Source organism: Bacillus norwichensis (assembly GCF_014836955.1).
GTDB classification, from domain to species: domain Bacteria; phylum Bacillota; class Bacilli; order Bacillales; family Bacillaceae_C; genus Siminovitchia; species Siminovitchia norwichensis.
Genome location: NZ_JACSPV010000002.1, coordinates 1 through 13409 on the forward strand (window position 1 = coordinate 1; position 13409 = coordinate 13409).

At 38.2% G+C, this 13409-nt stretch carries 11 protein-coding genes and 1 pseudogene; 5 read left to right on the forward strand and 7 right to left on the reverse strand.

Going from position 1 to position 13409, the window contains the following annotated elements; translation table 11 throughout:
• Nucleotides 1-140: 140 nt before the first annotated feature.
• The 7 genes and pseudogenes from H9631_RS22670 to H9631_RS01435 all read right to left on the reverse strand — a co-directional run bounded on the left by H9631_RS22670 (nucleotide 141) and on the right by H9631_RS01435 (nucleotide 6193).
• On the reverse strand, nucleotides 141-1301 hold the full coding sequence (locus H9631_RS22670) for a sensor histidine kinase (RefSeq protein WP_191809473.1): 1161 nt from the start codon (nucleotides 1299-1301) through the stop codon (nucleotides 141-143).
• A complete protein-coding gene (locus H9631_RS22555; RefSeq protein ID WP_318246760.1) occupies nucleotides 1289-1531 on the reverse strand; it encodes a winged helix-turn-helix domain-containing protein in 243 nt (80 codons plus the stop codon). The genes H9631_RS22670 and H9631_RS22555 overlap by 13 nt, the downstream gene beginning before the upstream one ends.
• Before the next feature lie 156 nt (nucleotides 1532-1687).
• Nucleotides 1688-1828: pseudogene (locus H9631_RS22675) on the reverse strand (response regulator); the annotation flags it as partial.
• A 666-nt stretch (nucleotides 1829-2494) separates the two neighbouring features.
• On the reverse strand, nucleotides 2495-3769 hold the full coding sequence (locus H9631_RS01420; protein ID WP_191809474.1) for a TRAP transporter large permease: 1275 nt from the start codon (nucleotides 3767-3769) through the stop codon (nucleotides 2495-2497).
• The gene (locus H9631_RS01425) at nucleotides 3766-4263 is read right to left on the reverse strand and encodes a TRAP transporter small permease (protein ID WP_191809475.1); all 498 of its coding nucleotides are present in this window, start codon (nucleotides 4261-4263) and stop codon (nucleotides 3766-3768) included. The genes H9631_RS01420 and H9631_RS01425 overlap by 4 nt, the downstream gene beginning before the upstream one ends.
• Before the next feature lie 13 nt (nucleotides 4264-4276).
• Nucleotides 4277-5299 carry a TRAP transporter substrate-binding protein gene (locus H9631_RS01430; protein ID WP_318246755.1) on the reverse strand — a complete coding sequence of 341 codons (1023 nt, stop codon included), beginning with the start codon at nucleotides 5297-5299 and terminating at the stop codon, nucleotides 4277-4279.
• Between the two features lie 126 nt (nucleotides 5300-5425).
• Nucleotides 5426-6193, reverse strand: coding sequence for an IclR family transcriptional regulator (locus H9631_RS01435; RefSeq protein WP_191809476.1), 768 nt, complete (start codon nucleotides 6191-6193; stop codon nucleotides 5426-5428).
• Between the two features lie 189 nt (nucleotides 6194-6382).
• Here H9631_RS01435 and H9631_RS01440 point away from each other — a divergent pair, with 189 nt between their 5' ends.
• The 5 genes from H9631_RS01440 to H9631_RS01460 all read left to right on the forward strand — a co-directional run bounded on the left by H9631_RS01440 (nucleotide 6383) and on the right by H9631_RS01460 (nucleotide 13322).
• Nucleotides 6383-7558, forward strand: a complete 1176-nt coding sequence (locus tag H9631_RS01440; RefSeq protein WP_191809477.1) for an FAD-dependent monooxygenase — start codon at nucleotides 6383-6385, stop codon at nucleotides 7556-7558.
• A 438-nt stretch (nucleotides 7559-7996) separates the two neighbouring features.
• Nucleotides 7997-9874: a XylR N-terminal domain-containing protein gene (locus tag H9631_RS01445; RefSeq protein ID WP_191809478.1), complete on the forward strand. Its 1878-nt coding sequence runs from the start codon at nucleotides 7997-7999 to the stop codon at nucleotides 9872-9874.
• A 259-nt stretch (nucleotides 9875-10133) separates the two neighbouring features.
• A complete protein-coding gene (locus H9631_RS01450; RefSeq protein WP_191809479.1) occupies nucleotides 10134-10973 on the forward strand; it encodes an alpha/beta fold hydrolase in 840 nt (279 codons plus the stop codon).
• A gap of 27 nt (nucleotides 10974-11000) precedes the next feature.
• Nucleotides 11001-12212, forward strand: coding sequence for an acyl-CoA dehydrogenase family protein (locus H9631_RS01455; protein WP_191809480.1), 1212 nt, complete (start codon nucleotides 11001-11003; stop codon nucleotides 12210-12212).
• A 144-nt stretch (nucleotides 12213-12356) separates the two neighbouring features.
• Nucleotides 12357-13322: a VOC family protein gene (locus tag H9631_RS01460; protein ID WP_191809481.1), complete on the forward strand. Its 966-nt coding sequence runs from the start codon at nucleotides 12357-12359 to the stop codon at nucleotides 13320-13322.
• Nucleotides 13323-13409: the final 87 nt, after the last annotated feature.

Below are 13409 nucleotides of genomic sequence, written 5' to 3' on the forward strand. Positions count from 1 at the left end.
TCAACTTGAGCAGTGGTTCTCTGGCCTTCCCAACTACATCAAGGCTTATTTGCCAATTTCTCTCTGCGAAAGTTGAGTAAATATCTATAAATTATCTACAAAACAAAAAATCCGAAAGCGATGCTCTCAGATAATGGAGATTATTCTAGTGAAAAAATAGAAGTTACAATGGCACCGCCATCTACACTATTGGACAGCTTTAAGGCACCACCATGTTTTTTGGTTAGTATTTCAGAGATGGTTAAACCTAAGCCAAAATGACTTTCTTTATTGTGGGAATAATAGGGATCAGTAGCGATTTCCAATTCTTTTTTCGAAAAGCCTTTGCCATCATCTTTTACAAAAATACATAGGAATTTTTCATCTGCCTGCATGGTAATTTCTATTTCTGTTGCAGCAAAGCGGGACGCATTACTTAACAGGTTTTGCATCACCTCATCAACTACTTGGATGTCGTAATTTGCTTTCAATTCAGAAGGGTAATCTGTTTGCAGGGAGAGCTTTTTCTCAGATAAAGTTTTTCCAAATTCGTGAAGGTGCGCCTCTATGTGAGAAAGTGACTGCTGTGTTTTTTCCAATGGTATCTCGTCAATCTTTTGAATTTCTTGCATGGTTTGAGAAAAATCAACCAGCCGATTCACGCTGTTTTTGATTTTAGTTACCGACTTATCAAAAAAAGGCCCTGTCAGACGATCTTGATGATAAAGTTCTTCCAGTAATTCGATATTATTTTGGATGATTGCTAAAGGAGTGCGTAAATCATGGGAAAAAGCGGCATTGATTTTTCTCTGTTCTTGGTGAAGTTTTGATAACTCCATTTCTTTTGATCTTGAATTTTGTCTGAGACTGTCTAGTCCTTGAACGGTACCTTCAAATTCATCATACGTATTGAAATAAAGCGGCTGATTGTAATTTCTTTTTTTTATTTGCTGAATGCTGTGTTCAATGATTTCTAAAGGCTGTACAATTCTATGTTTATAAAAGAGTTTTGTAATCAAAAAGACAGCTAACAAACCATAGATTATCGGGCTGAAAATTTTGATGAATTCTAGTATTCTAATGGAAGATTCGACATTTTTAGGAATAATAGAAGGAACTTGCCATGAGAAAATATCAAAGTAGTGTTCTAGTGGCTGATTATCATCTAAAATAAGTCGTTCCCACCCAACACAAATAGAATAGGTTAGACCTGTCGCAATAACCGTAATGATAATCCCAATAAACAAGTACAAAAACAAGGTTCGATTAAGGTTCCGATTTTTGCTAAAAAGACGTGTGATAATCTCATCTAACCAATCCACTTATATCCTTGCCCCCAAACTGTATTGATTAACTCTCGATCAGTTACATCCCTAAATTTTTTCCGAATGCGACGAATATGTTCAGTAATAATGTTTGAATCGCCATCTTTATCATAACCCCATAAATAATCATAAATCTCATCTTTTGAAAAAGTCGTGGAGGAATTTTTAGATAACAATTCGATTATTGAAAATTCAGTTTTGGTGAAGGGAATGGACTGATTGTTCACTGATACGTTCTTCTCGTCATAATGAATGGCTATATTCCCAAAAAAGGCGACTTTGGATGGAAACGTTTTGCGCTGTTCTCTGCGAAGATGTGCTTCAACTCGATACGAAAGCTCTTTTAGGCTGACAGGTTTAATTAAATAGTCGTCACCACCTGCTGCCAGTCCTTCAACTTTACTGTCTTCATCAGTTTTTGCTGAAAGAAACACAATTGGCACGTTTATGTGACTACGTATTTCTTTGCAGAAGGAAAAACCATCCATTTCTGGCATAAAAACGTCTAAGATGATTAGATCAGGCCCATATTTAAGTTTTTTTAAACCTTCACATCCATTTTCTGCGGTATAAACAAGATACCCAAGTAGCTTTCAAGGTATCCAAGAGATCTTTTTCATCGTCAATAATCAGAATTTTTTTCATGGCTATTCTCCCGAATATAGTAGGTTCATAAGTATTTTAACAATAACACAAAAAAGAAAGAAATTTTGATATAGTTGAATATTTACTGGTGGGGCAAAACCTGGCAGAGGGCGAGGCAATCTGATGGAAAGAACCTTGTTATTGAGACCGCTCTACACGGCCAATCTGGAGGCAGTGTTGTTTCCCTCGGAAAATTCAAGGAAGAGGCATAAATGGAAACTAAAATAAGAAAGACTGGGGCTGGGACAGAACCATTTTCTTGTTTAAAGCTATTAATTTCTATAAATCATTCGTCTTTTAGGTTGATCTTTTTAGTTATGTCCCAGCCTCAGTTTATTTATTTCGAGTAATGAAAGTATCAATTGTAATGATAAATTTTATTTAAAGGAAGCTTTTTCAATGTTTAGCTGCGAAGTACAGGAAGTACTAGTGCCGTCGAATCATAGGGGGTGCTTGAGGAGGATACGCCTTGGCCCCAAGGTCACAAGGCGGCTGGTTTTTTCTTGTTATAACTGAATATTGTGGGATGTTCTTCATAAATCACTTTATTTCATGCTCGATGGTAGCCAAAGTGTCAAGCTAGGCCAATATGTGATAATCAGTAATGCAATAAGTGAAGCGATTAAAAATGGCCAAATAGCTGTTATGAGTCGTTCGAGCTTGACTTGTCCGAGAGAAGAGGCGATATATAAGCCTGCACCAACCGGTGGCGTCAATAATCCGATTGTAAGATTGATACAAATAATGACACCAAAATGGATAGGGTCGATTCCATAGTTCGCAATTAGTGGCGCGAAAATAGGCACAAGGATAATTAATGCAGCAATTCCGTCCATGAACATGCCGACAATCAGCAAGAATATGTTTACAATTAACAAGAATAATAGCGGGCTTTCAGTTAAGGATACCATCCAGGTAGCGATATTTTGCGGTACTCTCTCGAAAGAAAGCATCCAGCCAAATAAATTGGCCATTGCAATGAGCATAGTAATGGTAGCTGTAGTTACTGCTGTATTTACAAAGATAGACGGAAGGTTTTTCACTTTTAGTTCTCTGTAAAAGAAAAAGCCTACAACAAGCGCTACAACGCAAGCAATGGCTGCGGATTCTGTTGGTGTAAAGGCACCGCTTAAAATGCCGACAACGATGATGACAGGCACCAGGAGTGCCGGGATTACTTTTATCAATGAACTGATGATTTCGGAAAAGAGAGCACGCCTTTGAGTTGGCCACTTTTGCTTTGATCCAGTATAGCCAATCAGAATAATAAATGTAATGGCAAGCAAGACACCGGGAAATACGCCGGCCATAAACATGTCTCCGATAGAAGCCCCCGATTGGACACCATAAATGATAAATAACATACTTGGGGGGATAATCGGTCCTAACAGTCCGGCAGATGCTGTTGTAGCAGCACTGAATTCCCTTGAGTATCCCTCTTTTTCCATTGAAGGGACCATTGTCCGGCTCATCATTGCAATTTGTGCAGTTGCCGATCCAATAATGGAAGCAAGAAGCATGTTGGCAATGACGTTGACGTATGCTAATCCCCCTCGGAAATGGCCCACCAGAGACTTAGAAAAATTGATAAGTCTTTTTGTGATGCCCCCAGAATTCATCAACTCCCCGGCCAACATGAAAAGAGGAATCGCAAGCAAACCGTAGCTCTCAAGACCAGAATAAAGCCGCTGCGGGGCAGTTGCCATAAGTTCTATATTTCCAGCGAGAAGAATATAAGCAATCGTGGTAATACCAAGGACAAATGCAATCGGTACCTGCAAAAGCAATAACACGATAAAAATAAGGAGCGCAATTGTCATGCTTCAATTCCTCCTTCCTTGCTTTTGAAATTATTGACGAATAATTCAATGGTATGGATCATCATAAACAAAAAGCTCACCGGAATGCTGACGTAAGCGTAAATCATCGGCATCCCCATGGAACTGGAGCGCTGGATGGCGATGTTAGGGGAGGAAAGCCAAGTGAGCGCTAAATAAAAAATATACATAAGAAAAGCTGCTAGTACAGCTATCCCAATTCCAAACAAAGCCTGGCGGGGCCTGCCTTTTAATTTATCCATAAAAATGGAAACAGCAGCAGAGTCTTGCCGTTTAATACTCATACTGCCACCGATAAAGGTAAGCCAAATAAGAGAAAAAATCGCTGTTTCATCCGACCAAGTTAGTGGTGAATTGAGGACATAACGATAAAGAACGCCAGCTGATAATGAAATCAGCATGGCGGAACAAAAGGCTATAGCCAATAGTTTTTCAATCTGATAGATCAGATCGCTTAATCGGTTTAACAGTTTCATAGCTATTCCCCCGTTATTTTTTTGCTTCTTCGAGGAAAGATTTAATAACCTCGGATTTGCCTTTGTATTTGTCAGTAATGGTTTTTGTAATAGAATCAAATGAAGGCGTGTCTTTTAGTTTCTGAACGTTAACACCTAATTTTTTTAACTCTTCAAGGTTTTTGTCTTCGCGGGCTATTGCTTCTTCAATTCCCCAATCTACTGCATTTTTCATGGCTTCCTGAACAATCTTTTGGTCTTCTTCCGTAAGACCGTCAAATACTTGTTTACTCATGACGATAACTGTGGGGAAGGTCATATGATTTGTTAATGTTAAGTTTTCAGCGTTTTCGTAATATTTCTCTGTGACAAGTGCGTCCAAATCAATATCAATTCCATCGATGACACCTGTTTGCAGTGAAGTATATACTTCCGGAAGCGGCATGGCAGTAGGGCCAGCGCCTACTTCTTCCCAGAAATCTTGCATCGCTGGGCTTCCGATTATTCTTATTTTTTTGCTTTTCAAGTCAGCGGGAGACTGAACAGCTCCGTCTTTAAGAAGTACGTGGCGGTTACCTGCAAACATGAAGTCCATTCCGACAAGTCCTTGACTATCAAGCTCTTCAAGCATCTGTTTAGCTGCATCAGATTCTCTCATTGCAGCCGCTTCTTTCAGGCTTTGAAAGGTAAACGGCATAAACCAAGCATTTAATGAATCCTGGCGTGTACTCATGTAAGCATTGGTTAAAAAACCAAAATCTAGTGAACCTGTTTCTAATTGCTGCACCATGTCCTTCTCAAGACCTAGCTGGGAGGCAGGAAAGATTTCCACATTCATTCTGCCATCAGACAGCGCTTCCAATTCTTCACCAAACTTTTCGGCTGTTTTATGCCACACATGGGATTCCTGTGTTACGTGAGAGATTTTAAATGTTTTTGTTTCCTTTTTTGACTCATCTGTTGAAGCCTTCCCACCGCCACAAGCAGCAAGGGCCAGTAAAGCTGAGGCGATAATAGAAGTTTTTAAAAGCGCCTTCATTTTTGTAAACTTGCTCACCTTCATTCCTCCTCGTGGTTCTTTATTAGTGGGTGAATATTCATATCCACTACTAGTGAACCATTTTCACTTATTGTATAAACAAATCATATCCCTGTCAATTTGTTTTTTAGTAATATGGAAGAATTAACGGTGATCTTCTATAAATCCGAAGGATTTTGATATTTTCAGAGCCGTCTTGATAACATATTGGCTTGTCTCATCTCTCGGATTGTTAGGTATAAGAGGCGTATAGCCTACTACAGTTAGTGCTCCTATTAACTCACGTTTAAAATCAAAGAGAGGAACGCTAAAAGAAGAGATATGCTCAATCAATGGTTCTGTTGAATGAGTAAATTTTTCTTCTTTTATTTTTTCTTTTTCTGCAAGGACTTCATCTCTTTCTTTTTTTGTCAGTTGATTAAGCTCTTTTGACTCCCAATTTTGATTTTTGTTCTGTCTAAAGGTTGAAAATATCTTTCCAGATGAAGAATTCAGCGGCAAAGTAGCACCCATTTGAGCCCCGATATTGATTCCGTAATCTGCATTTCTAATACTTGCTATTACAGGACCTGTATGTGACCAAACTGCAAGTAGGCTTGTAAGTGAGGTATGGTCGCTTATTTCTTTTAAAAAAGGATTTACGCGACTGATTACATCAAATTCATTTAATGCAGCATTTCCATATTCGATTAAACGGTTTCCGAGCATATATGTATTTTCGATTGGATCCCGATATACAATTCCTCTTTGTGTTAAAGTGTACAAATATTTGTACAGATTGCTTTTCGTTATTCCGCTTAACGATTGAATTTCAGAAAATTTTAAAGCCTTTCCTTCTTTAAGGAAAATATCCAGGATGGAAATTCCCACATCCAGCGATTGTATTCCCTTGTTCTTTGTTTGTTTTGTCATGTTACTCTCCCTCTTGTTGATAATATTGAGTCCAAGTGTATCAGTATTATTCTTAAAAAAAAAGCAATTCTCTTTTTAATAAATAGATTGACATTTCCTTGAGTATACTTTAAAGTGATTCCATAAATAGTGTACACTGTTCTTTTTTAGTGGAATACACAAAAAATCATGCAAGGAGGAGAGGTTTGAATGAATAATGTAAGCGATGTAATTATTGTAGGTGGAGGAATTGGCGGGTTAGCCGCTGCTTTGGGAGTTGTTGAATCAGGAAAAAGCGTTTCAGTGCTTGAGCAAGCACCTGAATTTGGAGAGGTAGGCGCAGGAATTCAACTTGCACCAAATGCCCTTGCAGCTTTAGACCGCTTTGGCGTTTTGGACGATATTTTTGAGGTGGCAGTTTTTCCAAAGAGGCTTGTTCTTAAAGATCTCTATACTGCAGAAGAGTTGGCAACGTTAGACTTAGGAGAGGAATTTAAAGAACGTTACGGTTATCCATATATTGTTGTACACCGTTCAGATCTGCACAGCGTTCTATTGAAAGCATGTCAAAAGAATCCTGATCAAATCAAACTATATAATGACCAGATTATCCAAACAGCTGAAGAAAGTGAAAACGGTGTCATTGTTACTAATCAAAACGGTGAAACTTTTACTGCAAAAGGGGCAGTTGGTGCTGACGGACTTAAATCTAATATAAGAAAGCTATTTTCCAATGATGAACTAGTATGCTCAGAGTATGTAGCATATCGAGGAACAATACCGATTGAGGAAGTTTCGGACGCTAATATGGATGATGTGATTATGTGGATTGGGCCTAACTTACATCTTGTGCAATATCCTGTACGCAGGGGAGAATTGTACAATCAGGTCGTTGTGTTTAAGTCCTATAACTATAAACCAGATTCCGATGATTGGGGTACTCCAGAAGAAATGGATCAGCGTTTCAAAGGAGGACATCAACTTGTTGAGAAGGCGCTTTCGTTTATCGAGCGTCAGATCCGCTGGCCGATGTATGATCGTTTACCATTGGATAATTGGACAAAAGGAAGCATTACGCTTCTTGGCGATGCTGCCCATCCGATGCTTCAGTATTTGGCACAAGGGGGCTGTCAAGCATTGGAAGATGCGACTGTATTAGCGGATAATTTAAAGCAATACGATAATTATACGACTGCTTTTAAGAAATACGAGGAAGAACGAATTCCTCGCACAGCTAAAGTACAAACAAATGCAAGATTATGGGGAAGATTTTTACATGCAGAAGACCCATTAACATTAATCATGCGCGATAAACTATTTAAAGCTCATACACCACACAGCTATGAAATTTCTGATTTTTTCTACGGATATCATAAAAGCAAGTAAACTATATTTAGCCGCACAGGGTAGTCTATGCGGCTTTTAATTCATTTTTTTGTAATGCTTTGATCGTTTTTGCTATTGGATAAAATCTGTGGTATCCGCCGAAGGCCTAAACATTTATCGATAACGGCGTAGAGTATAAAAAATATTGTACAATGAAGGAAACCTGTTTTTAAAGAATGAAATAATTGTAAACGTTTACGTAGATTGTTAAAATCCCAAAAAGAGAGGCACAGGTGATCCCCTAGCCCTGATAATTAATAAATGCACCGTCCTTTTGAAAAATATCTTTTTTGAAAAATTATTAATTGCAGTTGTTTTCTATTAGGAATCAGCTATCGGTATTTCTAGGAGCAAAACGTTCTTCAAAATAAAAGTAGAAGCTTTTAAGAAGTAAAACATTTCGAATGAGATTATAAAAAAGTGAAAGGGTGTTCAACTATGATCATTAATGTGTCAGGGGAATCGGACAGTACTCAAAATCAGCAGAAAGATCGCACCATACATATTTATTCTTCTGCATTTGGGATTTTAAGGAAAGAGCTAATTAAAAATATAGGCATGAAACGGATGAAGGGATTTTTGCTCAGGTATGGATGGGAAATGGGTATCAGCGATGCAGAAAAGGAAATGGCGTCTGATTCTTCTCTGGAGAGTCTACTAAAAAAAGGACCTGTTTATCACCACTTGAACGGATATATAAATAGTATTATCTATGAAGCAGATTTTGAATTAAATCATGATCAAACAATAAAATCTGTTAAAGGAAAAGGAACATGGATCGGATCTTATGAGGCAGAAGAGCATATAAAACATCTGACTGTTTCTGATACACCAGTTTGTTATATAAATATTGGATATTTAAATGGATATTTAACGACTATATGTAATCATACGGTTATAGCAAAGGAAGTCTCATGTGTGGGGATGGGAGATGAAAAATGCACTTGGATCGTAAAATCACAAGAATTTTGGGAAGATGATATACAGGACGAGTTACAATATTATTATCAAACTCCAATTGTAAAAGAACTGGAATATACTTATGAGCAACTGCTAGACCAGCGCAATCACATTACGAAAGTGTCATATATTCATAAAAGGCTAACAGAGGAAATTATCAATGGTAATGATTTACAGTCCATTGTTAAGGTCGTACATGAGATTTCCGAAAATCCATGTATGATCCATGATGCAAATTTTCGTCCGCTTGCCTATTCAGGATTGACGGAGATAGAGTATCTAAGGTTGGAAATGGATTTTAATGAGTACGTACAGCAGAACGAATTATTTAAAGATACAGGTTTTGAATTGTCCTCTTTAGAAACAAATATTGTGCTAGGTACAAATCTTCAAGAGCGTTTAATTATACCTGTTATGGTAAGGAAAGAAATAGTCGGATATTGTACTTTCATCTACAGTCAAGGTAAAAATAAATATCAAGAAAATGACGAAATGATACTTGAAAGGGTTGCTAATGCCATCTCTTTATTTCTTTTGAATGAGAAAACAAGCTTTGAATCATTTGAACGAATGAAAGGAAATTTCTTAGAACAGTTATTAAATGAACAGTATTTATCTCGAAAGGAAATCCTTAAGCGTGGAACGTACGTTAACATTGATCTGGGACAACCATTTCACATTATCGCATTAGGTTACATTAATAGACAAGCAGATGATATGAATGAAGAGTTTCTACTCCATGAACAAATTCTAGAGGCAACCTTTGTCTATTTTAAAGAAATAAAGCGAAACGTATTGATTGGTCAACGTGAGGGAAATTTTGTTTTTTTAGTTAATAAAGCTGATAATGTTCAAAATCATACGCTAGAGTTATTCGCTGATTTCCTAAGATATTTAGAGAGTTCGTTTGAAAAATGTGAGTTTAAAGTTGGCATCAGTACGGAGGGAAAGCAAATAGAATCTGCACCACAACATTACGATGAAGCATTGTTAGCATTAAGAATGACTACAACAAAGCAAGTTATTTCTTTTGATGATTTGGGGATTGTAGGGGTATTAATTAATTCATCGAATGCGAGCGCTGTTAAATCAATGGCGAATCTCATGTTGGGTTCCATGTATGAGAATGCATCTCAAAATGATAAATTGATTAAAACACTTTATGTATTTTTGTCTAATGGTGGAAGGTTGGAGCAGACAATGAGAGATTTATCGTTATCGATGAGTGGACTGTTATACCGGATAAATAAAATAGAAGCTGCCATTCAAAAGGATCTACGTAATCCTGAAGATAGCCATCAATTGTTTTTAATATTGGAAGCATTAATTGCGTTGGGAGAATTAAAAATAGAATAAACCGAAATACAAGTTAAGTTTAAAAAACAGCTCAACAAATGATTGTCTCTATCATTGTTGAGCTGTTTTTTGTATTTCAAAAGTAAAACTAGAAAAAACTTACTAAACTATTGGATTATTTCATATGATTTTGTCTCTAGTTTTCATTTCATATCACTGCCTATAATTTAATCAAGGCAGTGATATTGCTGATTGAAAACGCTTAAATTGTATTCAGTAGAGTCAACTTTGTATTTCAACAGAACAGGAGGAATTTTACATGTCAATCATTTCAACCAAAAAAGTTCAAACTGGGGATTATGAAACAGTTTTTTATGAAGGGGGAGAGCAAAACAGAGAAACGGTTATATTTCTTCATGGCGGGGGCCCGGGGGCAACTGCACAATCTAATTGGAAGGATGTCTTGCCTGTTTTTAGTGAGCAATACCATGTTTTGGCTCCTGATATTCAAGGGTTCGGCAGTACAGATCATCCAGAAGCACCGCCAACAGATATGTTGGGATGGATGCGTCAAAGGGTTGATCAAATCTCAGCTTTGTTGGATGAGCTTGGAATTGATAAAGCTCATGTAGTGGGTAATTCCATGGGAGGGGCTCTTGCTCTTAACCTCATTATGAATATACCGGAACGATTTGAACGCGTTGTTCTGATGGGAAGTGCGGGCGCTTCAACAGAGCCGACACCAGAGCTGTATAGGATGGCTAATTTTTATAATGACCCGACCCCTACAGCACTAGAAAATTTATTTAAATGGTTTGTGTACGATGAGAAAGTGCTTGGTGACAAGTTAAAAGTAATAACGGAGGAACGCTACCAAGAGGTTATGCGTCCAGAAGTTAGAAGATCATATGAATCTATGTTTAAAAATCCTCCATATATGACCATACCTCCATCTGCACTTAGGAGAATGGAGCATCCATTCTTCCTTATTCATGGGCGTGATGATCGCTTTGTTCCCTTTGAAGCTAGTCTCCAATTCTTAAAGCATCTGCCAAACGCCCAATTGCATATTTTTGACCGTTGCGGACATTGGGTACAGGCAGAACGAAAAGACGAGTTTGTAAAGCTTGTATTGGATTTCTTGGGAGGAGAGCTATAAATCTTTTTTAAAAAGGGGAATTAACTTATGAAACAAGATCTTTTAGAAACTGATTTACTGGAAATCAATAAGCAGCTTGTAGAAAAAGCAAAAAGTTTTGTTCCTAGATTGCGTGAACGGGGCAGCGAAACTGAAGAGCTTCGAAGAGTACCAGAAGATATCATTCAAGATTTAAAAGATGAAGGGCTTTTCAAAATTCTTCGCCCTACAAGGTATGGCGGTCATCAATCGAATATCAGAACGTATTTGGATTGTCTTGTTGAGATTTCTCGGGGGTGCGGATCGACTGGTTGGGTATATTCCTTATGCAACATTCGTGAATTAATGATTGCGGAATCATTCTCTGAAGAAACTCATGAAGAGATTTATGGACCAGGAACAGATGTTGTTTTTGCTGGAGTATTTGAACCGCGTGAAATTAAAGTTCGCCGTGTTGAGGGAGGCTATTTCATTGATGAGGGTAGATGGATGTTTTGCTCTGGCAGTGTTCATGCAACATGGGGATACTTCGGGATGCCACTTGTCGATGAGACCGGTGCTGTTGTAGACCACGGATTGATTACTTTACCCTTTAAAGATATTGAAATAGGTGATGATTGGAATACGCTAGGTATGAGAGGGACATCTAGCCATGGTGTCATAATAAGGAATACATTTATTCCTGACCGCCGTGCTGTATCCTTGTCAGAAGCGAAAAATGGGAACTTCCAATCGAAACATTTTCGCGATCAGTCATTATATAATACTGCGCTCTTTCCAGCACTCAACTTGTCATTATCTGCTCCGGCTTTGGGACTGGCACGGGCTGCTTTGGATATATTTATGGAAAGGCTTCCAAATCGCCGGATTAGCTATACATTTTACGATAAACAAGACGAAGCTCCTGTTACTCATTTGCAGCTTTCGGAAGCGGCATTAAAAATTGATTCGGCAGCTATGCATTTTTATCGTGTTGCTGATGAACTTGATGCCTTTGCTGAAAGTGGTAAATATATGGATGCTGATACCAGAATTAAAGTAAATGGAGACATGGGAATCGCTGTTGAATATTGTAAAGAAGCTCTCAATATTCTAATTGGCGCCAGCGGAGGATCTTATATTTATAATGGTAATCCATTACAGCGAGTCTTTCGTGATTTTTGGTCGATGTACGTTCATGGAGCGATTTTGCCTTCATCTCAATTAGAAACCTATGGTCGATCGCTCTGTGGATTGGAACCGAACAAAGACTTTATTTAACTTCATTCAGCAGAAGTCTCCCACTACTTATAGGTGGTAGATGAATGCATAGAGGAAATTTATCGAGCCAAGCTCAATAAAATCTGGGCGCAAATACGCCAAGGCGTATTCGATACTATAAACGCTGAAAGTGGGTAAAAGAAAATGAATCCAGAAATTGCAAAATTAGGACATGTTTCTCTCGTAACTCCTAATTTAGATAAATCACTTTGGTTTTTTCATGATGTTATTGGCTTGGAAATCACTGAGCGGTCAAGTGATACAGTTTATTTGCGAGCGAATGGGGAGTTTGAACATCACAGCCTTATTCTTAAAGCGGGTGATCGGGCGTATATGGATCATATTGGATGGCGAGTGAAGCGTCCAGAGGATGTGGAATTATTTGAGCATCTATTAAAAAAATCCGGTACAGAGGTTCAGAAACTTCCGAAAGGACAAGAAACAGGTCAAGGGGATGCAATTCGCTTTCAAATGCCAACTGGGCATAATTTAGAATTATACTATGATGTAGAAAAGCCACTTGCCCCTGAAGGAGAACGATCAGTATTGAAGAATCAAACACATAAATCATGGAATCGGGGTATCTCTCCTCGCAGAATTGATCATGTAAATGTGTGGACTTCACATGATCCAGGTGGTGCTCATAATTGGTTAACAGAACAACTAGGTTTTAAAATGCGAGAGTATATTCGACTAGATAATGGTCAAGTGATTAGTGGATGGATGAGTGTTACACCGCTTGTTCACGATATTGCTGTAATGGCGGAGCCCAATGCACCAACACCTGCAAGACTTCATCACGTAGCATATTGGTTAGACAATGCCCAAGATGTGCTCAGAGCTTGCGATATTTTACGAGAGCATGGGATTACTCCGGATCAAGGACCTGGAAAGCATGGTATTAGTCAGGCGCTATTCACTTATGTAAGGGATCCTGGTAGCGGTCACCGTGTGGAATTGTTTAGCAACGGGTATCTCATTTTTGATCCTGATTGGGAGCCAGTTGAATGGACAGAAGAAGAATTGGCGCTTGGACTCACGCTATGGGGTCCTACAGATTATATTCCTCACCGGGATAATCACGCTATGGATCAAACAACGGAAGCTTAAAAATATTTTCCGCTTTAATAGTACTTTTTTTAAAGAAAGATTCCATAGAAAATTCATGGATTGTTGCTAGTTCCATTGCTATTAGAG

Coding starts and splice junctions, on each gene's coding strand:
- H9631_RS01435 (WP_191809476.1), bottom strand. CDS start 6,193: ATGACAAAACAAACAAAGAACAAGGGAATACAATCGCTGGATGTGGGA.
- H9631_RS01445 (WP_191809478.1), top strand. CDS start 7,997: ATGATCATTAATGTGTCAGGGGAATCGGACAGTACTCAAAATCAGCAG.
- H9631_RS01425 (WP_191809475.1), bottom strand. CDS start 4,263: ATGAAACTGTTAAACCGATTAAGCGATCTGATCTATCAGATTGAAAAA.
- H9631_RS01455 (WP_191809480.1), top strand. CDS start 11,001: ATGAAACAAGATCTTTTAGAAACTGATTTACTGGAAATCAATAAGCAG.
- H9631_RS01460 (WP_191809481.1), top strand. CDS start 12,357: ATGAATCCAGAAATTGCAAAATTAGGACATGTTTCTCTCGTAACTCCT.
- H9631_RS01440 (WP_191809477.1), top strand. CDS start 6,383: ATGAATAATGTAAGCGATGTAATTATTGTAGGTGGAGGAATTGGCGGG.
- H9631_RS01420 (WP_191809474.1), bottom strand. CDS start 3,769: ATGACAATTGCGCTCCTTATTTTTATCGTGTTATTGCTTTTGCAGGTA.
- H9631_RS01450 (WP_191809479.1), top strand. CDS start 10,134: ATGTCAATCATTTCAACCAAAAAAGTTCAAACTGGGGATTATGAAACA.